This window comes from Roseovarius atlanticus (assembly GCF_019802205.1).
GTDB classification, from domain to species: domain Bacteria; phylum Pseudomonadota; class Alphaproteobacteria; order Rhodobacterales; family Rhodobacteraceae; genus Roseovarius; species Roseovarius atlanticus_A.
On sequence record NZ_JAHVHQ010000002.1, the window covers coordinates 275,506 to 299,834 of the forward strand.

Below are 24,329 nucleotides of genomic sequence, written 5' to 3' on the forward strand. Positions count from 1 at the left end.
TTTTCAGATGGCCAGATGACGGGCGACGAATTCCTCGTCGTCCAAGAGCGTGGGCGGGCCTTCGGCCACGATCTTTCCCTTGTCCATGACAAGGCAGCGATGGGCGGCGGTGCGGATCAGGTTGAGGTTCTGCTCGACCAGCAGGACCGACAACCGCCGCTCCTTCACGATCCGGGTGATCAGGTCGCCGATAAGATCGACGATATTGGGCTGGATGCCTTCGGACGGCTCGTCCAGCAGCAGGACCCTGGGCTTGCCGCACAGCGCGCGCGCCAGGGCTAGCTGCTGCTGCTCGCCCCCCGACAGCGTTCCGCCCATCTGGCCCAGGCGCTCGCGCAGCCGCGGGAACAGCTCCAGCACGTCCTCCATGGCGTCGGCGTCATGGCCGCCCGCCGCGCGCATGCCGGTCAACAGGTTTTCCTCGATCGTCAGCTTCGCGAAGATCTGCCGTCCCTGGGGGACGTATCCGATCCCGGCGCGGGCCAGCGCGTAGGGCTTCATTCCGCCCGTGTCCTTGTCCAGGAACCGGATGGTGCCGCCGGTTTTCGGCAGGTGGCCGGTCAGCACCCGCATCAGGGTGGTCTTGCCCACACCATTGCGGCCGATCACTGTCAGCACCTCTTCTTCGCCCAGCTCGAAGGACAGGTCGTTCAGCACGTTGATGCTGCCGTATCCGCCGGTCAGGTCCCGTGCCGACAGGATCATGTATGCCTCCCCAGGTAGATGTCGCGCACCTCCTCATCCTCGGAGATGGTCTGGAAATCCGAATCCCGCAGCAGGGCGCCCTGGTGCAGCACGACCGTCCGGCAATTCAGCGCGCGCACGAAACTCATGTCGTGTTCGATCGCCACGACGCTGCAGACCTGCGCGACGTCGCGTGCGATCTCGGCCGTCCGGGCGGTCTCCTCCGGGGTCATGCCGGCTGTCGGCTCATCCAGCAGCAGCACCCGCGGGCGGAGCGCCAGCACCATGCCGATCTCCAGCCACTGGCGGTGCCCGTGCGACAGGTTGCAGGCCAGCGTGTCGGCCTTCGCCGTCAATCCGACACGCTCCAGAACGGTGTCGACATTCATGCCGCCGTCCCGCGCGGCGCCGGGACCGTTCACCGAGACCTCGATATTCTCGCGCACGCTCAGGTCGTCGAATGTGCTGGGCACCTGGAACTTGCGCCCGATCCCCGCGCGCACGATGTGATGCGGCTTCCAGCCCGTAATGTCCTTTCCGGCGGTCAGGACCTGCCCGCTGTCGGGCTTGAGGACGCCGGTGATAAGGTTCAGCAGCGTCGACTTTCCGGCGCCGTTAGGCCCGATGATCGCGACCAGCTCCTTCGGCGCGACCGAGAACGAGACATCGCGCGTGACGCGCACCCCACCAAAGCTCAACGCCAGATGACGGGTTTCGAGGGCGGCTTCGGTCATGGCGTCCTCCCTCCGGTCAGCCTGCGCCCCATCCGGCCCAGCCAGGGCAACAGCCCGTTCGGCGCGGTAAAGACCAGGATGACGAAGCCGACACCGACGACCAGCGGCCACAAGGCGGCACTGACCGACGAAATCTCCTGCTGAAAGCGCATCACCAGGAAGGTACCCACCACCGGCCCCACCAGCGTGCCGCGTCCGCCGACGACGACCCACATGATCACCTCGGTCGAAAGCAGCAGCCCCACCAGGTCGGGAACCACGATGCCGGACGTGGCGGCGTAAAGCGCACCGGCAAGCCCGGCGATGCCCGCCGACAGCATCAGCGCCTTCAGCAGCTCCGCCGACGTGTCGTAGCCAAGCGACTGCGCCCGGGTCTCGTTGCACTGGATCGCGGTCAGCACCTTGCCCGTGTGGCCCGCACTCAGGATGGCGACCACGAAGTAGAGCAAGACAAGCGTGCCCAGCGCGAGGTACAGAGTGCTGGTGGGTGAAAAGAACACGAAGCCCCCCAGCGTCAGCGGCGGCACCCCGACAAGGCCCGCATCGCCCCCGGTGACCGCGACCCAGGAAATCGCCAGTTGCTGCGCGATCACCCCAAGCGCCAGCGTCACGATGGTAAAAAAATCGCCCCGGATGCCGGCGAACAACAGAAAGTAGCCGATGACACCGGCCACCACCACCGGCAGGGCCACGGCCGCGCCAAGCCCGGCCAGCGATCCCGCCGTGCCGCCAAGCACAGGCGCGACCAGCGCGTAGGCATAGGCCCCCACCCCGAAGAACACCGCGTGCCCGAAACTCAGCTGCCCGGTCTTTCCCCAGAAATAGTCCAGCGACAGGGCGAACAGGCCGAAAATGGCCGCGTCCCGGACCGCCGTCGTGTTGTAATAGTCAAGGTAGGGCGACGCCACCAGCACCAGCGCCGCCAGCACCAGGAAGATCACCGTGTGGCTCCGGTCCTTGCGGAACAGCTCTCCCAGGCCCCCCGATCCGGTCTTGCGCGGGCTCATGGCTTGACCAGACCCTGCGGCCGGAACCGCACCAGGATGATCGCCAGCAACAGGACGATGGCGCGCGACAGGCTTGGCGACAATTGATAGGCGATCAGGCTGTCCAGCCCGCCGATGAAGGCGCTGCCCGCCAGCACCCCGCCCAGGGATCCGACCCCGCCCACGATCACCACGAAGAACGAATTGGCCAGGTAGTTCACACCGATCTGCGGCAGGATCGACACCAGCGGCGCCACCAGCGCACCTGCGATGGCGGCGACCGCACTGCCGATGGCAAAGGAGATCGAGAACGTCCGCGCCGTGTTGATCCCGACCGATTCCGCCATCTCCCGGTTCTGGATCACCGCGCGCAGGTCCAGCCCCAGCGAGGTGCGCCGCATCGCGATGGCCAGCCCCGCGAAAAGCAGCAGCGACAGCGCGATCAGAAGCAGCCGGTAGGCGGGATAGGCCGTGCCCATGATCTCCACCGCCCCCTGGATCGGCGCAGGCACCGTGCGGGCGCCGGTCCCGAAGGCTAGCTGCAGCAATTGCTGGAACGCCAGGCTGACGCCCCAGGTCGCCAGGATCGCCTGGATCGGCCGGTGATAGAGATGCCGCACGATCCCCCATTCCAACAGCAGCCCGCCAAGAGCCCCCACAGCCGTCGCCAGCACCAGCCCGCCTATGAACCCCAGCCCCGCGTCATGCGCCACCACCATGGCAAAGGCGCCGATGGCAACGAACTCGCCATGTGCCAGGTTCAGTACGCGCATCAGGCCAAAGATGATCGCCAGCCCCAGCCCGACCAGCATCAGGATGCTGGTCAGCGTGGCGGCGTTCAGCAGGATGACGATCAGGTCACTCACTGCGCGGCCTGCCTTTCTCGCACGGCCGGATGGCCCGCGATGGCGCGCTCGATGGCCTCCTGCTGGTGCGGCTGCAGGTCCTGCCCCGGCCAGGCGGCCACTACCTCCTGCAAGGGATCGCTGATGTCCGAACGCTGCCCGGACAACTCCTCCAGCATCGCCATCGCGCAATAGGGCACGTAGGCCTCGCTGTAGCCGCCCTCGTGTACCGCCAGCAGGCGGCCCATGCACAGGTCCTTGGCGCGTTCCATCAGCCGCGCGGTCATCCAGCGGTAGGTCTCGCTATCCAGCATCTGCCGTGCCAGCGGATCGAACCCGTTGGCATCGAATCCGGCGGCGATCACGATCAGATCGGGCTCGAACGCGTCGAGCGCAGGCAGCACCGCGCGCTCGAAAGCCGCCTTGTAGGCCCCAATCCCCGATCCGCCGGGAAGCGGGATGTTCAGGTTGTACCCCTCTCCCGCCCCGCTTCCGCGAGCGTCATACCCGCCCGTTTCCGCCGGATAGTTTCCGTCCTGGTGAATCGAGATCGTCAGCACGTCCGCGCTGTCATAGAACGCCTGCTCGGTGCCGTTGCCGTGATGCACATCCCAGTCCACCACCGCCACGCGGCCCACACCCAGCGTCGCCTGGGCGGCCATGATCGCGACCGAGATATTCGCGAACAGGCAGAACCCCCGCGCGCGGTCGCGCTCCGCATGGTGACCGGGCGGGCGCACCAGCGCATAGGCATTCTCGACATTGCCGGACAACACCGCCTCCATCGCGCTCAGCACACCGCCGGCGGACAGCCGCGCGATCTCGTAACCGCCTGCCGCGAACTGCACCGATTCTCCGGCGACACCGCCGGTCTTGTCGATCCGCTTGAGGTCATCGAGATAATCCTGCGTGTGAAACCGCAGCAGGTCCGCCTCCGCGATCAGGCGCGGCTTCAGCGGCACCAGGTGGTCGCTCAGCCCGCCGGCCTCGACCAGGTTGCGGATACGCCGCTTGCCTTCGGCGGTTTCCGCACTGGGCATGGGCTGGTGCACGCCCTCGCAGGGCACAACCAGAATGGCGCTGCCGGGGTCGTGCCACAGGTACCTCTCGTGAAATAGAAATCCGGTCGCCATGGTTCCTCCACATCCTTCGAATCGTCCTGCACCATGCATAGACGACCGCAAGCCGGCGCGGACCCGTCGCAGGTCGGGGGTGCGATTTCAGCTGTCCCGAACTTTGGTATGGGGCGGGATCAGTCCCAGGTGCTGCGCGCTCAGAATGGCCTGGGCCCGGTTCTTGACCGAAAGCTTGGAATAGATGTTGCCGAGGTGCCATTTCACCGTCGGCAGCTTCATCCCCAGGGTGCCGCCGATCTCCTCGTTGGTGCTGCCAAGGGCAAGCTGCGCCAGCACCGCCTGCTCCCGCTGGGTCAACGCCTCCAGCAGCACCGCCTGTCCGCCCGGCGCGGCCGGACTGGCGGGCGCGCCGGCCCCGGCCCTTGCGGCGGCCAGCAACTGGTTGATGTAGTTGCGAATGCCCGGGTCCGCGACCGGGGACTGATCCCGCGAAAGGTGCCGAAGTATGTCGGTGATCTGCGGCCCCTCGTCGAGAAAGGTGCGCACGAACCGTTCCCCCTCGGCAAGGCGCAGCGCCTCCGTCAGCGCGGCCCCGGCCTCCTGCATCTGTCGCAGATTGTGAAAGGCCAGCGCCCGCAGCACCAGAAGCTCGATCTCGCGGCGCTTGCGCTGCGCGGCGTGATTCTGTTCCAGCAATGTCTCGGTTGCCCGTATCGCGCCAATGGATTCAACCTCCGAAATCATGCGCCGAATGGCGGCGATCGCCGCGAATTCCCGCACGAAATCCGGACCGGCGTCACCGGGGTCGGCGGCCCGCGGCCGACCGGGCGGCGGGCTGACATCCGCGCGGTCGGCGGTCAGCCGCAGACGCTCGGCAATCAGCCGGTCCAGGTAGCGTTCGAACTTCATCTTGGGTTGCAGGCTCGCAAGGTCCAGCTTCCGAACCGCCTCATCCCGCTGCCCGGCAGCCGCCAGCAGTCGTATCTCCAGAAGGTCTATCGAAATCTGCTGCACCACCAGCGCCCAGGACCGCGCCACCTGGCGATGCTGATGGAACAGCCGCTCCGAGGCGCGCAGGTCGTTGTACTCGTACAGGATTTCCGCGAGCGCGACACTGGCCAGCGCCTCGGGATAGGATCCCGGCCCCAGCCGCGCCTGGCTGTCGCGGATGGACTGGCGAAAGATCTGCTCGGACAGGCGCAGGTTTCCGGCGTTCTTTTCGGTCAGGCCCAGCAGAAGGTCTGCCATGAAGACGCCAAAGTAATGCCGCGCCGCGGAATGGACGGCCCGCGCCCGTTCGAAATATCGCCGGGCGCTGGAAAGCTCGCCAAGGGCCAGATCCACGTGCCCCAGGATATTGGCCAGCGTCCCCGACAGGTAGGGACGGTCGGCGGGCAGCCGTTCCAGCAGCCCCTTGCCCTTCTCCTTCGCGGCAGGAAAGTTCTCCATGGCGCTCAGCATGCCGACTTCCATCACGCTGATTTCGCTCGGTGCGATCCCCGCGTCGCGATCCGCCTCGCGCAGAACCTCCATCGCCAGCCTCGCCTCTTCCAGCCGGGTGGCGGCATCCTCGGGGCTCGCGCCTTGCATCAGCAGCCACACATGGCACAGCACGATCCCCGGCCTGTTCCGCTGAAGTTCCGCGGGGATCATGTCCAGCAGCCGCCGGGTCTCCAGAACGTAGCCCTGCAGCAGCCGGTTCACCGCATGCCGCTCGACCAGTTCCACCGCCCGTTCCTCCAGGTCCGCAAGCAGGGCATGGCTTACCGCCTCGACGATCCGGTCCTCGGTCTCGAACCACCGGCTCGCCCGGGCCGAGATGTCGCGCCGCTGCGCCTCGCTGATCCGCGCCAGAAGAAGCTCCTGGATCAGGTGGTGATAGCGATAGCGCCCCTCCGGCCCGTCCAGCCGGATCAGGAACAGATTGCGCTCCCCCAACTCGCGCAGGCGGTCGGCGGCATCGGGCCATTCCAGGATGCCCTCGCAGGTCTCGACGGAAAAATGCGTCAGCGCCGCAGTCTCGAACATGAACCGGGCAAGGTCTTCCGGCAGGTGCCTCAGCACCTCGTCGAAAAGGTATTCCGAGATCTGATCCTGCGCATTGGCCTGGTCGAACACGGATCGGGTGGCGGCGGATCCCTGCATGCTCGACAGGCTGATCGCGGCCATCCGCAACCCCGCGGGCCAGCCCTCGGTCCGGTTGTGGATCTCCGCAACGGCATGGTCGGGAACCACCGCCTGACAGGTCTCCTCGAAAAAGGCCGAAGCCTCCTCGGCGGTGAAGCACAGGTCCGCCTGTCCCAATTCCAGCACGTCTCCCGACAGCCGCAGCCGCGCCAACGGGAAGTCCGGCTTCTTGCGGGTGGTCAGCACCAGGTTCAACTGCGCCGGCATCGCCTTCATCAGCCGCTCGACAAAGGCGGATGCGGGCGTGCCGTGGATCAGGTGATAGTCATCGAGGAACAGCACGAGCCGCTCCCGCTCAGAGACCACGGCGCGTGCCAGCCCCTCCAGCAACTCGCGCTCGGGAAAGGCGACGGCGGACCCCAGCAACGCCAGCAGCCGCGGCACCGTGTCGGGCGCCAGCCCGGTGAGCGATTTCAGCAGCTTTTCCACGAACTGCTCGGGCGACGCGTCGCTCTCGTCAAGGCCGATCCAGCCTCTCGGCACCTGCGCCGCCCCCAGCCGATGCCACCACTGCCGCGCCACGTGGGACTTGCCATACCCCGCCGGGGCCTGGACGATCAGCAGCTTCACCGGCCAGGCGCCCTCGATCCGCGAAATCAGAGCGTCCCGCGCAATGAACCCGGTTTCCGCCCCGCGGGGCGGCCCGGCAGACAGCGTGTCTCCAGGTGTTTCGGTCATCTGGGCGTCTTTATCACGGTGGCGGTATCCCTCGGCAGGCCAGGTCGGCGGGCGCATCCACGCGGACAGGCGGAACGGCACCAACATAGGTACAACGCGACAGCGAGGAAGCAACTCCACCCCGTGTTAGCACGTGCCTCGCCCCCCGCCTCTATTGAATTCGAGATATTGAGTATTCCCGCCGAACCGGCTTCCTTCCGGACATGCAAGATGTTTCCAAACCGCCCCACGGCACCCTTTCCGTCGCAGACCTGCGCTTTGCGCCCCCCGCCCTACCCCCGGCACGGCTGGCCGAGGCGCTGCGTCGGGCCTACGGGCTCGAGGGCACGCTCAAACCGCTCGCCGGTGAGCGGGACCAGAATATGCGCCTCCGCACGAGCAACGGCGACTATCTGGCCAAGGTCGCCAATCCCACCGAAGATCCCGCGCTGATCGACTTTCAGATCGCCGCGCTGGAGCACCTGGCCGCACGGGACGGCACCCTTCCCGTCCCCCGAATGATCCCTGCTAGCGACGGCGCGCTGACTGTCCCTGTCCCCCACGCGGGCGAGACCCTCAGCCTGCGCTTGCTCAGCTTCCTGCCCGGCACCCCGCTCAACGCGACGAACCACGTCAGCGAGCGCGTCGGTCGGGACATCGGGCACATGCTGGGCCGGCTCAATCGGGCGTTCACCGGGTTCTCGCACCCCGCCGCCACCCACTTCATGCCGTGGGACACGCTGAACGGTCTGCTCGAATCCCGCCAGCTTTCGCAAGACTACCTGCCGGACCACCTGCGCTCTCGCTGCGCGCCTGTCATCCGGCGCCTCGCCGCAACCGGCCTGCCCGCCATGCGCGCCATGCCGCAGGTGATGATCCACGGCGACGCCCATTCCGGCAACATCCTGATCGCGCCGGAAGAGCCCGACCGGGTCTGCGGCCTGATCGACTTCGGCGACATGATCGCGGGCCCGGTGCTGCAGGAGCTCGCCGTGGCGCTCGCCAGCCTGATCGAACACGAGGCCGACCCCGTCGCCATCTCCATCGCCTGCCTGCAGGGCTTTGCCGCGGCAAGCCCCCTGCCCCTGGACCAACTGCCCTACCTGCACGACGCGATCCTTGCCCGCATGATCCTGACGGTGGAGCTTCTGACGTTCCGCGTGCAGCACGACCTTTCCGGGGCCGCGTCCCTCGTGCGGACCGAACTGCCCCGGTCCATCCGCGCACTGGACCGCGAGCTCGACACCGACCCACAGGATTTCACGCGCCGCGTTCTGGACGCGGCCAATCAGATGGAGTGACCCCATGTCCCCCTCTCCCGGCACCCAGGAGCTTCTGGACCGAAGGCGCAAGGTTCTCGGCCCCGCCTACAGCCATTTCTACCGCGACCCTGTCCACCTTGTCCGGGCAGAGGGCGTCTGGATGTGGGACGCCGAGGGGCGCAAGTACCTCGACTGCTACAACAACGTGGCGTCGGTCGGCCATTGCCACCCCGAAGTGGTCGAAGCGCTGCACCGCCAGGCGCAGCGGCTCAATACCCACACCCGCTACCTGCACGAATCCATCATCGAATACGCCGAGATGCTGGCCGCCGTGCTCCCCGGCGACATCTCGGTGTCCAACCTCGTCTGCACCGGGTCCGAGGCGAATGACTACGCCTGCCAGATCGCCCGCCGCGTCACCGGCCACAACGGGTTGATCATTCTCAAGGACACCTACCACGGGGCAACGACATTGGTGCGCGACCTTTCCCCCGCGATACGCCCCGATCCCTGCCCCGATTACATCTGCGAGATCGATGCGCCCGACACCTATCGCGGCGTGTCCTCCGACGACCCGGCCCGCTTTGCCGCCCATCACGCGGCCCAGATCGACAAGGCCATCGAGACGCTGCAGCAAAGGGGCCACGGCGTCGCGGCCGTCCTTGTCGACTCGATCTATGACGGCTCGGGCATCTTCGCACCCTTGCCAATCTACCAGCAGCAGCTTTTCACCCGGGTACGCGCGGCCGGCGGCCTGGTCATCGCGGACGAGGTCCAGTCGGGTCTCTGTCGCCTCGGCGACCATTACTGGGGCGTGATGGACTCCGGCGTGGTGCCCGACATCATCACCATGGGCAAACCCATGGGCGACGGCCACCCGCTGGCGATCACGGCGACCACCCCGGACATCATGCAGGCCTATGTCGACCGGGGCGGTGAATACTTCAACACGTTCGCAGGAAATCCGGTCTCCGCCGAGGTGGGAAAAGCCGTGCTGCGGATCGTGGAACGGGACAACCTGCTTCGACATGTCAAGGACACGTCCGACGATCTGTTCGCCCGCCTGCGCGCGCTGGCCGACAAGCACGCCGTGATCGGAGATCTCAGGGGCAAGGGTTTCTTCATCGCCGCCGAATTCGTCTCGGACCGCGCGACCAAGGCGGCCGATGCCGAGGCCTGCCTGTCCTGCGTCGAATGGATGAAGGACAACGGTGTACTGGTGTCACGGATGGGCGCCCACGGAAACATCATGAAGATCCGCCCGCCGCTGGTCTTCGGCAAACAGGAAACGGACCTGCTGATCGAAACGCTGGATGCCGCCCTGGCGCGGCTCTAGGACCGCGCGGGCACGAAACTCAACCGTCGATCAACTTGCCGATGAACATCGAAAACAGCTCGCCATGGCCTGTCACGCCCAGCTTGCGGTAGATGTTCGACCGATGGATCGCCGCAGTGCCCGGAGAGATGTCCAGGATCCGGGCAATGGATTTCGACGAATGGCCCTTGAGCAGCAGCTGCGAGATTTCCCGCTCGCGATCGGTCAGCGTGGCCGACCCGAAATCGCTCATCACCTTCGAGACCGTCGCATGCACGCGCCGCCGCGCGGCCTCCGTGGCCGTGGTGTCGGGCACCTGCGGTACAAGGTGCCGCCGGAACATGCCGGTCAGAACCGGATGCACCAGCTCGATCAGGGCCAGCGCATCCTGAACCTTGTCCCCCAGCGACACGTAGATCGACAGATGCGCACAGCGGTCGGGGCCGATCTCCATCAGCGTGCCGATCTCGTGGTCGGCCGACACCTTGATCCAGTAGCGCGCAAAGGTCTCCGGCATCTCGCGGTCCTTGCTGCCCGCAAGGTCCAGCAGCACCGTACCGAAGAACCGATCTTCCGCGAACAGGCTGTACATCGGGTCGAGCACGTAAATCCCGTTGGTGTATTCAACCATGTTCGGATCATGGCCGGGTGCATGGCTGAAAAGCGTCCGGGGCTGCATTCCGGCTTCGAATTCGAACAGTGAAACCGACTGCGTCGGAATCCAGCGTCGCACCCAGCTCACCACAGTCTCGGGAAACGTCCGGCCGCCAACCTGGGCATCCAGCGCGGCCATCTCGCCGAACAGCCGGGTCAGGGCGTCGCTCGGCAGACCTTTCGCAAGATCCCTGGTATGGGGTGGAAGTTCATTCGGCATGCCGGATTTTTTCACATATCGAACGCTCTGCACAAGCATTCGTGGACAGGGCAAAACCAATGGTCGGCATGAAACGGTCAGGGCCGCGGACGAGGCGGCTTCCATGTCGGCATCGCCTTTGTGTCCGAGTTGTGGCAGAGGCGCAAATTCGACATTCTCGTGTCTCTTTTTGCCCAGCAGGGAATCGCGGCACCTGACATATGTAGCGAGTTCTTAAGGCACGCATTTCAGGTTACAGGCGGCGACCGCAGATACTTGGCGGTCGCTGCAATTCGCACCGTGTAATGGGGGATACCCCAGGCCGATCGCTGAATCATCGCTCAGGCCGAAAGCTTCGAAAGCCGACGGCCACAGGCCGGACGGCACGCTTATCATCAGCTATCTGATAAATGCATGGAAAATTTGGTAGCGGAGGAGGGACTTGAACCCCCGACACGCGGATTATGATTCCGCTGCTCTAACCACCTGAGCTACTCCGCCAAACCGTGGCGCTAGTTAAGACAGGCACATCACTGCGTCAAGCCGGAAATCCAACGCATTTCACCTTGCAGCCGCCCGGCACCGGACGCAGTTTGCACATCATGACGACAGATACCTCTCTCCTGCTTTCCGATCTGCGCGCGGCGCTCGGTGACGCCTGCGTGCTCACCGGCGAGGCCGCAGCACCCTACCGCATCGACTGGATGGGCGACACGCGCCCGGAACCGCTCGCCGTGCTGCGCCCCGCGGACACGGGCGAGGTCTCGAAGGCGCTGCAATGCGCCTCGCGTCACGGCACCCCCGTCGTGCCGATCTCCGGCAATACCGGGCTGACGCACGGCACCGATGCCGGCGGTGCGCTGCTCTTGTCGCTCGACCGCCTGAACACCATCCGCGAGATCCGGCCCGACGCGCGGGTCGCCGTGGTCGAGGCCGGCGTGGTCCTCGCCAACCTGCACGAGGCCGCCGACGCCCACGACCTGATCTTCCCGCTCACCTTCGGCGCGCGCGGCTCGGCGATGATCGGCGGGGCGCTGTCCACCAACGCGGGCGGCTCGAACGTGGTGCGCTACGGCTCCACCCGCGGCCTCTGCCTCGGCATCGAGGCGGTCCTGGCCGACGGCCGCGTGCTCGACCTGATGAGCGCGGTGCACAAGGACAATTCCGGCTATGACCTGCGCGACCTTCTGATCGGCGCCGAAGGCACGCTGGGCATCATCACGGCCGCCGTCCTGAAACTCGCCCCCAGGCCCCGCGCCTATGTCAGTGCCATGGCCGCCTGCCCCTCCATCGCCGCGGCCCTCACGCTCCTGCACCGGCTTCAGGCCGAGACCGCCAATTCGGTCGAGGCGTTCGAGCTGATGCCCGGCAACTACATCGACGCCCATCTCAGCCGCTATCCCGACGCCCGCGCCCCGTTCGAGCAGCGTCACGACGTCAACATCTTCCTTGAACTCGGCGCCCTGTCGGCCCGTGACGCCACGCCCGACGCCACCGGCGCCGTGCCCATGGCCAGCCACTTGGAAACCGTCCTCTCCGACATGCTCGAGGCCGGCGATATCCTCGACGCCACCGTCGCGCAAAACGCCGCCCAGCGGTCCGAGATGTGGGCAAGGCGCGAGGCCGCCGCCGAACTCACCCGCCTGCATTCTCCGGTGGTGGACAACGACATCGCCGTCCCGCTCGACCGCATGGCCGACCTGATCGCCGGGATCGAAACCGAAACCCGGGCCGTCGACCCCGGCATCCGCTTCCTGCACGTGGCGCATCTGGGCGACGGCAACCTGCACTTCTCCGGCTGGCCCACCACCGACGACCCGGAGGTGCACGCCGCCGTCAATCGCGCGGTCGAAAACGTGGCGATATCCCTCGGCGGCTCCTTTTCCGCCGAACACGGCGTCGGCCTGTCGAAACGTCCCGCGATGGCCCTGCACAAGGATGCCGTGGCCCTGGACGTGATGCGCAGCATCAAGGCCGCGCTTGATCCGCAGAACATCCTCAGCCCCGGCAAGGTCCTGCCCGGTCCGCCCGGCTGAGCCTGTCCCGCAGGCAACCTGGTCCGGTACAACTCCGGTCTTGTTGCCCGCATCTTTAGCGCCGGTTGCCTATTTGCTGTGCAAACTTTGGTCCATCTTTGGATCACCCTAAAACGCGGCACCAAATTTTTCCCGCACAACCCTGCGGCGACAGGAATGCATCTTCTTGCCAATACCGAGTGCCGCCCTATGCCCACGCCCCGCGTGATTACCTAAAAGTTTCATGACCTTACGGCAAACCACGCCATATCGGCGCCTCACGCTCTCCTTTGCCCCCTGCATCCTGCACCCGCGAAAACGGTGCTTTCCCCGCCGCGCGCGGGCCGAAAAAAACGTTTGGCGGAACGCCGCCGACCCGCTTCAGTAATGGCGTCGCCGGAATCGAAGCGTACGGGACTGCGCGCTCCGGCCAACACGGAGGTTAAAAAGAAAAATGGAAGAACAACTCGCGGAACTTGCGGCCCAGGTGGCCGCGATGGAGGCGAAGGGGAACATGACCAACACCATGTTCGCGGAGACGTATTACTACCTCTCCATTCCCCTCATGATCATCATCCACGCAGGCTTCCTGGCCTATGAAATGGGCGCATCGCGCGCCAAGAACGCGCTCTCGTCGGGGGTCAAGAACATCCTCGCCTTCGCGTTCGTCATTCCGGCCTTCTACTTCTTCGGCTGGTGGGTCTACTGGGGCTTCCCCACGGGCTTCTCGCTGTCCGAGGGGCCGAACGGCATCTCCGGCGCGGCCTATGCCAACGCCATCGCCTGGCCATGGGGCGAGTCGGCGGCCTACATGGGCCCCAACACCGAAGACCAGATCGACGGCGTCTTCTGGGGCGCCTTCACGCTTTTCGCCGCCACCACCGCCTCGATCATGTCGGGTGCCGTGATCGAACGCATCCAGACCGTGGGCTTCGTCATCCTCGCCATCATCCTCGGCGGCTTCAGCTGGACGCTCGCGGCGGCCTGGGGCTGGCACGCGGATGGCTGGCTGGTGCAGGACTGGGGCGTGCATGACTTCGGCGCGGCGGGGCTTGTCCACGCGGTCGCGGCCTTCTTCGCGCTCGGCGTGCTGATCAACCTCGGCCCGCGCATCGGCAAGTTCAATCCCGACGGCACCGCCAACAACCTCGCCGGTCACAACATGCCCTTCACGGCCACGGGGCTCATGCTCATCGTCGTGGGCTTCTGGGGCTTCCTGATGGCTTGCCTCGTCGTGGGCGGCGAGGCCTGGTCGTGGGGCGGCAACTTCACCACGATCTACGGCACGCCCACCAACCTCGGCGCGCTGACCTTCAACATCCTGATGGGGGTCTCGGGCGGCATCATCGGCGCGTGGCTCTTCACCCGCGATCCGTTCTGGATGATGTCCGGCGCGCTGGCGGGCCTCATCTCGGTGGCCTCGGGTCTCGACATCTACTTCCCGTCGCTGACCTTCATCATCGCCATCGTCGCGGGCATCATGCTCAAACCCGCCGCCACGATCCTCGAGAACATGGGGATCGACGACGCCGTGGGCGCGGTCACCGTGCACGGCACGATGGGCGTCTTCGGCATGCTGATGCTGGGCCTCTTCGCGTCGGGCTATCCTGCCCTTACCGGCGAAGGCGCCCCGACGGTCAGCCTGATCGGCCAGCTTGTCGGCATCGTCGTCTTCGTCGCGATCGGGTTCAGCACCGGCTACGTCAGCTCTCTCATCCTGAAGATGGTGGGAATGCTGCGCGTGCCCGAAGCGGCCGAAATTGCGGGTCTGGACACGGTCAAGGTACCGGCACAGGCCTATCCCGAAGGCATCATGGCGTCGCCCCCGGCGTCGCAGTAACGAAAGGAAAGAACCATGGGATTTCCCTTTGAGAACGCATCCTGGGACGGTGTCAGCGGCGTGATCTTCGTCGGCGGCGCGGGCGGCCACACGCTGGTCTACAGCCTGATCGCCATAGGCATCTGCGTCGCCGCCCTGTTCTTTGGCAACGGCATCGAGTCGACCAAGTACAAGAAGCACAAGTAAGCCTCGGCCTGCTTGGCCGAAACGCCCCGCGGGTTGCCTGCGGGGCGTTTTGCATCCGGGCAGGGTCAAATGACCGTGAAGGCCCGCATTGGCCCTGTCACCGGGCGCCGGCGGTGCTAATCCTTTCGGCATGAAACACTTGGCTGCCCTCCTCTCCCTCACGCTCGCACTGATGCTGGCCGGTCTTCCGGCCGTCGCCTGCGGGCCCGACACCGACTGCCGGATCGGTGACCGCAACTACCGCATCTACCTGCCAAAGGGGCAGGATGGCGCCGCTCCCATGGGCGCGCTGATCTTCGCCCACGGCTACAAGGGCTCGGCGGCGGGCACGATGCGCAACGGTTCGCTGCGCGCCATGGCCGACCGCCTGGGCATCGCGCTGGTCGCGGCCAACGCCAGGGGCGACGACTGGCGCCTGCCCGGCACGCCCTCCGGCGGCGTCACCTCACCCGACACGGAACTGGCCTATTTCGACGCCCTGCGCGCCGATATCCTGGACAGGAACCCGATCGACCCCGACCGCATCGTCATGGCCGGCTTTTCCGCCGGCGGCATGATGACCTGGACCTTGGCCTGTCACCGGCCCGCCGACTATGCCGGCTTCATTCCCGTCGCCGGCACCTTCTGGGCGCCCACGCCCGACAGCTGCACGATGCCTCCCGCCGACATCATCCATGTTCACGGCACGTCCGACCGGATCGTTCCACTTGCGGGCCGCGCCATCGGCGAGGCGCGGCAGGGCGATGTCGAAACCGTCCTCTCGATGTACCGCAAGCTCGCCGGGCACGAGCCCTCCAAGGCCCCCGCCTTGCATGACGGCCTGACCTGCGAAGCCTGGACCGCCCCCAACGACACCCGGCTGGTCAAATGCCTGCACCCCGGCGGCCACAGCTTCCGCACAGACTGGATCGCGGCCGCATGGGGTCTGATCTTCTCCGGTTGACCCACCGCACTTTACCTCACCCCCGCCGCCGCTAGGTCCTGACACGAACGCCACGCAAGGGACCCGCATGAGCACCCACATCACCATCTTCGGCGCCACCTCCGGCATCGGCCAATGCGCCGTCGAGGAGGCGCTGCGCCGCAATCATACCGCGCGCGCTTTCGCCCGCTCCGCCGGCGATATGACCGCCCGCCCGGGGCTCGAGCCGTTCCCCGGCGACGCGCGCGACCCCGCCAACGTGGCCGAGGCGCTCAGGGGCACCGACGCGGTGATCTACGCGCTGGGGATCAAGGAAAGCGTCTCCATGCTCTGGAAAGAGGTCACTCTTTTTTCGAAGACCACCCGCATCCTTCTGGACGCCATGCAGACGGCGGGCGTCTCCCGCCTCGTCGCCGTCACCGGCTTCGGCGCGGGCCGCAGCCGGTCGGCCATGAGCAGCGTCGAAAGCCTCGGCACAAGGCCATCCTGGGCCGCCCCTACGCCGACAAGGACCGGCAGGAGGCGCTGATCATGGACAGCCCCCTCGACTGGACCATCGCGCGCCCCGTGATCCTGACAAACGGCACGCGCACCGGCAGCTACCAGGTGCTTCGCGACCCCAAGGCGTGGCGCAACGGGCTGATCTCGCGCGCCGACACCGCCTGCTACCTGATCGACGCGATCGAGCAGGGTTTCGACATTCGCGGGGACGTCGTTCTCGCCCGGTGAATTCGGACGAACTGGACCTATGAATTTTACGTCTTCTTAAGTTCTTATGCTGCGCCCGCGAAATCCGCGCGGTCCGTTAACCTGCCGTGCGACGGAAATGGCACCGTCGCGATACCACCCGAATACCGACGCAATACCGACATGCGAAAAATGGTGAAACAGGAGCGTTAACCCTGGATCCGGCTCAGCGGTCCCGTATCGCCCGGAACGCCGCCGACGCCCCCCAGCCCGCCGCGATGGCGATGGCCAGCGACATCAGCCCGTAGATCAGAGGCTGTTCCCGCGACAGGTTGAAGATCCACCGCTCCAGCCCGACCTTCTGCACGCCGATGGCCGTCTCGTAGGTCGACACGACCTCGCCGCCCCGGGTCAGGAAGATGCGCGTCGTATAGGCCCCTTCCGTCAGGTTCGCAGGCATCGCGATGGACGTCCGGAACAGCGTCTGCTCGTCCAGCGACACCGCCCCTTCCTGCAGACTGTAGGCCCCGTTGGCCTTTCGGATGCGGATGATCGCCTCGGTGAAGGCCTGCGGATCGACCGTGTCGCTCGCCGTGCCCACCGCCCGGATCGCCCGCGGGATCGAAATGCTGTGTCGCAGGTCCTCGACATTCGACAGCACCCGGTCCAGCGGCCCGGTCGTGGCGATGGCATAAAACGACGGTGCCCGGTCCACCTCGACCGCGTCCGTATTCACCCAGATGCCGAACCGCCGCTCCTTGCGGCGCACCACCACCGGCTTGCTCGGGCCCGCGATGGCCACGATCACGTCCAGCGGTTCCTCGGGGATCTTCTCTTCCCGCTTGACCGCACCGAACACCAGGATTTCCGAACCATCGAAGGTGGCGGTGATCGCCACCTTGTCCCGGCTCAGGCCCAGCACGACCTCCTCGGCCATCACCGGCCCGGCCACGAACAGAAAGGCGATCAGCCAACGCATCAATGCCCCTCCGCCGCGCCAATGGAATAAAGCTCGGACGGGACAAGCAGCAGGTCCAGCGCCAGCTTGAAGCACACCGCCAGCACCATCAGCGCCAGCAGGATCCGCAGTTGCTCGGCCTTCATCCGCGTGCCGATCGTGGTCCCGATCTGCGCGCCGATCACGCCCCCGATCAACAGCAGCACCGCAAGCGCCACGTCCACGGTAAAGTTCGTTGTGGCGTGCAGAAGCGTGGTGAATGCGGTCACGAAAATGATCTGGAAAAGCGACGTGCCCACGACCACCTTGGTGGGCATCCCCAGCAGGTAGATCATCGCCGGCACCATGATGAACCCGCCGCCCACGCCCATGATCGCCGCCAGGATGCCCACGCAAACCCCCACGATCACCGGGGGAATGACGCTGATATATAGCCCGCTCGTGCGGAACCGCATCTTGAACGGCAGCTTCTGGATCCAGGTATGTTTCTTGCGCGCCGCGGGCTTGCCCGACTTGCTGCGCCGGATCGCCCGCAGGCTCTCGAAGAACATCATCCCGCCGATGATGCCCAGGAACACCACGTAGCACAGCCGCACCAGCAGATCGACCTGGCCCAGAGACCGCAAGTAGTTGAACACCACGACGCCCAGCGCCGCGCCTATGAGGCCGCCGATCAGCAACACCGTGCCCATTCGGAGGTCCACGGTCTTGCGCCTCAGATGCGCCAGCACGCCCGAAAAGGACGACGCCACGATCTGGTTGGCCTCGGTCGCCACGGCCACCGCCGGCGGGATGCCGATGAAGAACAGCAGCGGTGTCATCAGGAACCCGCCGCCCACACCGAACATCCCCGACAGCACGCCCACCAATCCACCCAGCCCCAAAAGCAGGAACGCATTGACCGAAACCTCGGCGATGGGAAGGTAGATCTGCATAACCCGTGTTAGCCCCGGCTCAGGGCTTTTTGCAAGCGCGGCATGGGCTTTGCCGCCTCAGGTCTGATCAATTTATATGAACTGGCCTTACGAAGTGTGAACGCATCGGTCCATGCGCTTCCGTTTCCGAAACTTTTGAGACACTTGGGGCAGTTAGCGCTCTTTGACGTAAGGCACGCCGCCCGATTTCGGCGGAATCGCCTTGCCGACGAACCCCGCCAGGATCACGACCGTCAGGATATACGGCGCCGCATCCATCAGCTGCGTCGGAACCGCGATACCGCCCAGCTCGAGCGTCTGGTACCGCAGCGCCACCGCCTGCAACAACCCGAACAAGAGCGTCGCCCACAGCGCGTACCACGGCCGCCACTTGGCAAAGATCAGCGCCGCCAGCGCGATATATCCCCGCCCCGCCGTCATGTCCTTGACGAACCCGGCCTGCAATGCGGTCGACAGGTATGCCCCCGCCACCCCGCACAGCACGCCGCAGATCGCCAGCGCCGCGAACCGCATCCCCGGCACGCTGATGCCCGCCGTGTCCACCGCCTCCGGGTTCTCGCCCACCGCCCGCAAACGCAGCCCGAACCGCGTTCGGTACAGCACCCACCAGCTGGCCGGAACGCACAAAAAGGCCAAGTAGACCAGTATCGTATGCCCCGACACCAGCTCGCCGTAAACCAGCCCCAGACTGTCTGCAAAAGGCAGGTCGACCGGCTCGAACCGCGCGCCGCTGCCCAGCGACGGCGTCCGCCCCGCCTCCTGGAACCAGTCCGCCGCGATCAGCACCGTCAGCCCCGCCGCCAGGAAATTGATCGCCACGCCCGAGATCAGCTGATTGCCCCGGAACGTGATGCTGGCCAGCCCGTGCAGCCCCGACAGCAACATCGACGACCCGATCCCCGCCAACAGCCCCACCCAGGCCGATGCCGACACATAGGCGACGGCGGCCGAAAAGAACGCCGCCATCAGCATCTTGCCTTCCAGCCCGATGTCGAAGATCCCCGCCCGCTCGCTGAACAGCCCCGCAAGACACGCCAGCAACAGCGGTATGGCCAATCGCACCGTGCTGTCGAGAACTTGCAGAAGGGTCAGGAACTCCATGCGCTCAACTCTCCGACGTGGCCATCTTGTATGCGGCAAAGGTGAAAAAGCTGCCCAGCCCCGCTTCGATCCACCGCCGTCCGCCGGCATAGGCCGCGCGGATGGGACCCGAGGACAGGAACAGCGCCCAGGCCGCGTGCATGGTGAAGCTGATCGCAAATGACCCGGCGACGAAGGCAGCAATCACGGTCCCCGGCGCCCCGTCGACCGCGCCCACCGCCGCAATGGCCAGCCAGAATACAATCGCCTTGGGGTTTGTCACCTGCAACGCGTAGCCCTGCGCAAACAGCTTCGCCTTCACCTGCTTCGGCGTCTTCATCACCGCCACTTTTGGCGGGTTCAGCGCCTTCTTGAACGCCCCGTAGGCCAGCCACACCAGGTAGGCCGCGCCCACCAGCTTCAAAAGGCTCATCGCCCAGGCCGCTTGCGACAGGATCAGCCCCACGCCCAGCATGGTCAGGATATTGATCGTCATGCTGCCCGCGGCGATCCCCGCGCAGGTCACCAATGCCGGCCCCCGACCCTGGTTGGTCGAGATGCCCAACAGCATCGCCACCGCCGGCCCGGGCGAGGACGCCCCCACCAGCAGGATGGCATAGGCGGCGATGAAGCCGGGAAGGTAAGGCGCGAATTCGGTCATGGTCCGAGGCTCCGAATACATGTGACCCATGCAGCCTGCCACACATCGCTGCGCAGACCCAGCATCAACACTTCGCTCCAGACCGAACCATGCGCGCTCATGCCCTCCGCCTCCGCCGCAGCGCGCCATAGGCCCGCTCCATCGGCATCCGCACCATGTTGTCCAGCGCCCCGGTGAACAGGATCACCAGCGCCTGGATCACCACGATCAATTCCCGCGGGATCGACGTCCAGAGGCCCAATTCGCCCCCGCCCTGGTACAGGAACCCAAAGAGGATCGCCGCCAGAAACACCCCTAACGGATGGTTTCGCCCCATCAGCGCCACCGCGATCCCGATGAACCCCGCGCCTTCGGTCGGGTTCAAGAGCAACCGCTCTGCCTCGCCCATCACCACGTTCACGGCCATCAGCCCGGCCAACCCGCCCGAGATCAGCATCGCCAACACGACGATCTTCACCGGCCCGATCCCGGCATAACGCGAGGCCGTCTGCGAATACCCCAGCGCCCGGATCTCGTATCCCAGCCGCGTCCGCCAGATCAGCAGCCACACGATGAGGCAAGCCAGCACCGCCACGAACAGGCTGATATTCACCGGCGCGGCCTTGGAAAACGAAATCCCCAGCGGCGCCAGCATGTCATGCAACGTCGGCAAAGTGGCCCCTTCCGGGAACCGCGCCGTGGCCGAATCCACCGACCCCGCCGGCCGCAGCACACCGCCCAGCAGGTAGTTCAGCAAGGCCGCTGCAATCAGGTTGAACATGATCGTCGTGATCACGATGTGACTGCCCCGCGTCGCCTGCAGCCACGCCGGGACCAGCGCCCAGAGCGCCCCGAACACCGCCCCGCCCGCCATCGCGGCGGGCAAGGCAAAGGCCCAATGCGGCCACGGCAGCGCCAGGCACACCAGCGCCACGCCAAGGCCCCCCAGCATCGCCTGCCCCTCGGCCCCGATATTGAACATTCCCGCATGGCTGGCGACGGCAAAGGCCAGCCCGGTGAACATGAACGTGGTCGCGTAATAAAGCGTATAACCCCAGCCATAGGTCGACCCGAACGCGCCGGTGACCATGATCCGCAGCGCCTCGACCGGGCTTTCCCCGATGCCAAGGATCACCAGCGCCGACAACACGGCCGCCAGCAACAACGACACCAGCGGCACAAGGACCGCGTCGGCCCAGCCCGGCAGCCTATCCATGCCCGCCTCCCTGTGCCGTGCCGTGTTCTTCCGCATGCTCCTGCGCCTGCGCCGCCTGCGCCTTCTGCACGGCGGCGGCGGCATCCTCGGGCCGCCCCTCGATCCCGGCCATCAGAAGGCCCAGCTCGGTCTCGTCCGTGTCCCCCGGCAGACGCTCGCCCATGATCCGCCCGTCGAACATGACCGCAATCCGGTCGCTCAGCGCCATCACCTCGTCCAGCTCCACGCTCACCAGCAAAATCGCCTTGCCCGCATCGCGCAGCGCGATGATCTGGGCGTGGATGAACTCGATCGCCCCGATATCCACGCCCCGCGTCGGCTGCCCCACCAACAGAAGGTCCGGGTTCCGCTCGATCTCCCGCGCCAGAACGATCTTCTGCTGGTTGCCGCCGCTGAAATGCCTGGCCGACAGTTTCGCATCTCGGGGCCGCACGTCGAACCGCTCCATCTTCGCCGCCGCCTCGGTCTGGATGCCGGCATTGTCCATCAAAAGGCCAGTCCCCGAGGCCGGCTCCCTGTGATACCCGAACACACTGTTTTCCCACGCCGAGAAAGCCATGATCAGCCCTTCGCGCTGGCGGTCCTCGGGCACGTGCCCCACCCCCGCCGCGCGCCGCGCCCTGCCATCCGCGCCCCCGCCGGACAGGGGCAGGTCCACGCCGTTCACCGCCACGCGCCCCGTCGCGGGCCGCATCCCGCCCAGCACTTCCAGCAGTTCCGACTGCCCGTTCCCTGCCACCCCGGCCAGCCCCACGATCTCGCCCTTCCGCACCTGCAGATCAACGCCGCGCAGCCGCTCCACCCCCTGCCCGTCGACCACGTGCAGGTTCTCGACCTCCAGCACCACGTCGCCGGGCCGGGCCGCCTCCTTCTCGACCCTGAGCAGCACCTTGCGCCCCACCATCAACTCGGCCAGTTCCTCCGGCCCCGTCTCGGCGGTCTTCACCGTCGCCACCATCTCGCCGCGTCGCATGACGCTCACGTCATCGGTGATCTCCATGATCTCGCGCAGCTTGTGGGTGATCAGGATGATCGTCTTCCCTTCGTCCCGCAGCCGGGCAAGGATACGAAACAGCTGATCCGCCTCGGCGGGCGTCAGCACCCCCGTCGGCTCGTCCAGGATCAGGATATCGGCCTGCCGGTAAAGCGCCTTCAGGATCTCGACCCGCTGCTGCATCCCCACGCCGATATCCTCGACCAGCGCGTCGGGCATCACCTGCAACTCGTATTCGCGCGCCAGTGCGGCCAGTTCCCGCCGCGCCTTGGCCAGGCTTGGCCGCAAGAGCGCGCCGTCCTCGGCGCCAAGGATCACGTTCTCCAGCACGGTGAAGTTCTCGACCAGCTTGAAATGCTGGAACACCATGCCGATGCCAGCCGCAATCGCCGCCTGGCTGTCGGGGATGCTGGTTTCCCGCCCCTTGATGAAGATCCGGCCCGCGTCGGCCTTGTAGAACCCGTAGAGGATCGACATCAGCGTCGATTTCCCCGCGCCGTTCTCGCCGATGATGCCGTGGATCGTGCCGGGCGCCACCCGGATCGAGATATCCTTGTTGGCCTGCACCGGGCCGAAGGCCTTGGAGATCCCCTGCAACTCGATGGCCGGCGCCACGCTCATGCGCCGGTGCCCTTGAACCCCACCAGCCGGGTCAGGCGCCCCGCCGCGTCGGCCTCGATCATGTACTGACCAAGCTGCATCTGACCGTCCGCCATGATGAACTCCACCGTCGCGCGCGTGATGCCGTCGCGGGTCTCCAGACCCGCGATCTGCGCAATCGCGCCGGGGGCCATCTGCGCGAACTGCCCGACATAGTCGATCACCGCCGCCGTGCCGACCAAGGCCTCCTCCAGCCGCGGGTCCGCATAGCGCACGCCCGAGGCCAGCACGTCGTTCAGCACGGCCATCCGCGCTTCCGCGTCGCCGTCGCCCCAGGCGTTGAAAAACCGTCTGACGCTGTCACTCATGGCGGTCTCCGGCAGCGGCCGAGCCACCCTCGCGGCCCGGCCCGGTGTGATCAGGACGCCGGGCAGCTGTTGTCGGACATGTAGTCATGCACCTCCAGCCCGCCATTCGCGATCTCTTCGGCTGCAGCGTCCACGGCCTCTTTCATCTCGGCCGTGACAAGCCCCTCGTTATGCTCGTCCAGCGCATAGGCCACCCCGTCATTCTTGAGGCCCATCACGTTCACGCCCGTCTCCACGTCCTCGCCCGCCGACATCGCGTCATAGACAGCGTTGTCCACGCGCTTGACCATCGAGGTCAGCACCCTGCCCGGATGCAGGTAGTTCTGGTTGCTGTCCACGCCGATGCCCAGCACGTCCTCGTCGGCGGCGGTCTGCAGCACGCCCGTGCCGGTGCCGCCCGCGGCGTGATAGATGACGTCCGCGCCCTGGCTGATCTGCGCCTTGGTCAGCTCCGAGCCCTTGACCGGGTCGTTCCACGCCGCCGGGGTGGTGCCGGTCATGTTCTGGATCACCGTGGCGTCCGGGTTGGCCGCCTTCACGCCCTGCACGTAGCCGCAGGCAAACTTGCGGATCAGCGGAATGTCCATGCCGCCGATAAAGCCGACCGTGCCCGACTCCGACGCCATCGCCGCCATCATCCCCACCAGGTAGCTGCCCTCGTGTTCGTTGAACACGACCGAGCGCACGTTGGGCTGGTCCACCACCATGTCGATGAGGACGAACTTGGTGTCCGGATACTCCGGCGCCACCTCACCCAGGATATCGCCGAACGCGAAGCCCACCATCACGATCGGGTTGTTGCCGTTCTCGGCGAACCGGCGCAGGGCCTGTTCGCGCTGCGCCTCGGATTGCAACTCGACCTCATTGTAGCTGCCGCCGGTTTCCTCGGCCCAGCGCGACGCGCCGTTATGGGCGCTTTCGTTGAACGACTTGTCGAACTTGCCGCCAAGATCGTAAACCAGCGCCGGATCGGCCAATGCGCCCGCCGCGCTCAAAGCCAGCGTTGCGGCGGCGCCCATGAGGCTTTTCATCAATGTCATGCATGTCTCCCTGAGGTTCGGCGGCGGTGCATGGCTGACCGGAAGGGTTGAATCACGCCCGCCCCCTTTTTGATTTCGGCAAGTAGGCCGCAACTGGCCGCATGGGTCAAGGTGCTCGGCGGCTTGCCGCAAGGTAAGCCTGCCTGTCCCGCCCCGGTGGGCGCCACAAGAGCCCATCCGCACGCGCCGTCCCGGACTTGATCCGGGACCTCCCGACGCAATCGCGCGCTTGCCGACCCGCGTAGGGTG

General features: G+C 66.2%; 23 protein-coding genes and 1 tRNA gene. 8 read left to right on the plus strand and 16 right to left on the minus strand.

The window, feature by feature from the left end; translation table 11 throughout:
- Positions 1-3 precede the first annotated feature (3 nt).
- From KUV49_RS01445 to KUV49_RS01470, 6 genes are all read right to left on the minus strand, one after another.
- Positions 4-705, minus strand: coding sequence for an ABC transporter ATP-binding protein (locus KUV49_RS01445; protein WP_222451290.1), 702 nt, complete (start codon positions 703-705; stop codon positions 4-6).
- A complete protein-coding gene (locus KUV49_RS01450; RefSeq protein ID WP_222451291.1) occupies positions 702-1,418 on the minus strand; it encodes an ATP-binding cassette domain-containing protein in 717 nt (238 codons plus the stop codon). Before KUV49_RS01450 ends, KUV49_RS01445 begins: the two co-directional genes overlap by 4 nt.
- Positions 1,415-2,425, minus strand: coding sequence for a branched-chain amino acid ABC transporter permease (locus tag KUV49_RS01455; RefSeq protein ID WP_222451292.1), 1,011 nt, complete (start codon positions 2,423-2,425; stop codon positions 1,415-1,417). Before KUV49_RS01455 ends, KUV49_RS01450 begins: the two co-directional genes overlap by 4 nt.
- Complete coding sequence (locus KUV49_RS01460; protein ID WP_222451293.1) at positions 2,422-3,270, minus strand: branched-chain amino acid ABC transporter permease; 849 nt, start codon at positions 3,268-3,270, stop codon at positions 2,422-2,424. The genes KUV49_RS01455 and KUV49_RS01460 overlap by 4 nt, the downstream gene beginning before the upstream one ends.
- Positions 3,267-4,382 (minus strand): class II histone deacetylase, encoded by a 1,116-nt coding sequence (locus tag KUV49_RS01465; protein ID WP_222451294.1) that lies wholly within the window; start codon positions 4,380-4,382, stop codon positions 3,267-3,269. Before KUV49_RS01465 ends, KUV49_RS01460 begins: the two co-directional genes overlap by 4 nt.
- Before the next feature lie 87 nt (positions 4,383-4,469).
- Complete coding sequence (locus KUV49_RS01470) at positions 4,470-7,190, minus strand: LuxR C-terminal-related transcriptional regulator (RefSeq protein ID WP_222451295.1); 2,721 nt, start codon at positions 7,188-7,190, stop codon at positions 4,470-4,472.
- Between the two features lie 203 nt (positions 7,191-7,393).
- Between KUV49_RS01470 and KUV49_RS01475 the strand changes: the two genes are divergently transcribed.
- Together KUV49_RS01475 and KUV49_RS01480 are read left to right on the plus strand one after the other, a co-directional pair.
- Entirely contained in the window at positions 7,394-8,470 is a 1,077-nt protein-coding gene (locus tag KUV49_RS01475) for a phosphotransferase (RefSeq protein ID WP_222451296.1), read from the plus strand.
- A gap of 4 nt (positions 8,471-8,474) precedes the next feature.
- Positions 8,475-9,767, plus strand: coding sequence for an aspartate aminotransferase family protein (locus KUV49_RS01480; RefSeq protein WP_222451297.1), 1,293 nt, complete (start codon positions 8,475-8,477; stop codon positions 9,765-9,767).
- A gap of 19 nt (positions 9,768-9,786) precedes the next feature.
- Here KUV49_RS01480 and KUV49_RS01485 read toward each other — a convergent pair whose 3' ends face one another.
- Positions 9,787-10,620 carry a helix-turn-helix transcriptional regulator gene (locus KUV49_RS01485; protein ID WP_222451298.1) on the minus strand — a complete coding sequence of 278 codons (834 nt, stop codon included), beginning with the start codon at positions 10,618-10,620 and terminating at the stop codon, positions 9,787-9,789.
- A 403-nt stretch (positions 10,621-11,023) separates the two neighbouring features.
- A tRNA-Met gene (locus KUV49_RS01490) sits at positions 11,024-11,100 on the minus strand.
- 101 nt (positions 11,101-11,201) lie between these two features.
- On the opposite strand from KUV49_RS01490, the gene KUV49_RS01495 reads away from it, so the two are divergent.
- The 6 genes from KUV49_RS01495 (at position 11,202) to KUV49_RS21365 (ending at position 16,291) form a co-directional block, all read left to right on the plus strand.
- Positions 11,202-12,635, plus strand: coding sequence for an FAD-binding oxidoreductase (locus KUV49_RS01495; protein WP_222451299.1), 1,434 nt, complete (start codon positions 11,202-11,204; stop codon positions 12,633-12,635).
- A gap of 433 nt (positions 12,636-13,068) precedes the next feature.
- The gene (locus KUV49_RS01500) at positions 13,069-14,454 is read left to right on the plus strand and encodes an ammonium transporter (RefSeq protein ID WP_222451300.1); all 1,386 of its coding nucleotides are present in this window, start codon (positions 13,069-13,071) and stop codon (positions 14,452-14,454) included.
- A 15-nt stretch (positions 14,455-14,469) separates the two neighbouring features.
- Positions 14,470-14,640: a hypothetical protein gene (locus KUV49_RS01505; protein ID WP_172977994.1), complete on the plus strand. Its 171-nt coding sequence runs from the start codon at positions 14,470-14,472 to the stop codon at positions 14,638-14,640.
- Between the two features lie 130 nt (positions 14,641-14,770).
- Entirely contained in the window at positions 14,771-15,583 is an 813-nt protein-coding gene (locus tag KUV49_RS01510) for an alpha/beta hydrolase family esterase (RefSeq protein WP_222451301.1), read from the plus strand.
- A 67-nt stretch (positions 15,584-15,650) separates the two neighbouring features.
- Positions 15,651-16,091 carry an NAD(P)-dependent oxidoreductase gene (locus KUV49_RS01515; protein WP_261391472.1) on the plus strand — a complete coding sequence of 147 codons (441 nt, stop codon included), beginning with the start codon at positions 15,651-15,653 and terminating at the stop codon, positions 16,089-16,091.
- Entirely contained in the window at positions 16,049-16,291 is a 243-nt protein-coding gene (locus tag KUV49_RS21365) for an SDR family oxidoreductase (RefSeq protein ID WP_261391537.1), read from the plus strand. The genes KUV49_RS01515 and KUV49_RS21365 overlap by 43 nt, the downstream gene beginning before the upstream one ends.
- A 184-nt stretch (positions 16,292-16,475) precedes the next feature.
- Here the strand turns inward: KUV49_RS21365 and KUV49_RS01520 are convergent, their stop codons facing one another.
- The 8 genes from KUV49_RS01520 to KUV49_RS01555 all read right to left on the minus strand — a co-directional run bounded on the left by KUV49_RS01520 (position 16,476) and on the right by KUV49_RS01555 (position 24,080).
- Positions 16,476-17,228: a TIGR02186 family protein gene (locus KUV49_RS01520; RefSeq protein ID WP_222451302.1), complete on the minus strand. Its 753-nt coding sequence runs from the start codon at positions 17,226-17,228 to the stop codon at positions 16,476-16,478.
- Entirely contained in the window at positions 17,228-18,142 is a 915-nt protein-coding gene (locus tag KUV49_RS01525; protein ID WP_222451303.1) for a sulfite exporter TauE/SafE family protein, read from the minus strand. Before KUV49_RS01525 ends, KUV49_RS01520 begins: the two co-directional genes overlap by 1 nt.
- Positions 18,143-18,295: 153 nt before the next feature.
- Positions 18,296-19,243, minus strand: coding sequence for an ABC transporter permease (locus tag KUV49_RS01530; RefSeq protein WP_222451304.1), 948 nt, complete (start codon positions 19,241-19,243; stop codon positions 18,296-18,298).
- A 4-nt stretch (positions 19,244-19,247) separates the two neighbouring features.
- Positions 19,248-19,883 carry a LysE family translocator gene (locus tag KUV49_RS01535; protein ID WP_222451305.1) on the minus strand — a complete coding sequence of 212 codons (636 nt, stop codon included), beginning with the start codon at positions 19,881-19,883 and terminating at the stop codon, positions 19,248-19,250.
- A gap of 97 nt (positions 19,884-19,980) precedes the next feature.
- Positions 19,981-21,078: an ABC transporter permease gene (locus tag KUV49_RS01540; protein WP_222451306.1), complete on the minus strand. Its 1,098-nt coding sequence runs from the start codon at positions 21,076-21,078 to the stop codon at positions 19,981-19,983.
- Positions 21,071-22,693: an ABC transporter ATP-binding protein gene (locus KUV49_RS01545; protein ID WP_222451307.1), complete on the minus strand. Its 1,623-nt coding sequence runs from the start codon at positions 22,691-22,693 to the stop codon at positions 21,071-21,073. Before KUV49_RS01545 ends, KUV49_RS01540 begins: the two co-directional genes overlap by 8 nt.
- Positions 22,690-23,040 (minus strand): molecular chaperone GroEL, encoded by a 351-nt coding sequence (locus tag KUV49_RS01550; protein WP_222451308.1) that lies wholly within the window; start codon positions 23,038-23,040, stop codon positions 22,690-22,692. Before KUV49_RS01550 ends, KUV49_RS01545 begins: the two co-directional genes overlap by 4 nt.
- Before the next feature lie 50 nt (positions 23,041-23,090).
- On the minus strand, positions 23,091-24,080 hold the full coding sequence (locus tag KUV49_RS01555) for a BMP family protein (protein WP_222451309.1): 990 nt from the start codon (positions 24,078-24,080) through the stop codon (positions 23,091-23,093).
- Positions 24,081-24,329: the final 249 nt, after the last annotated feature.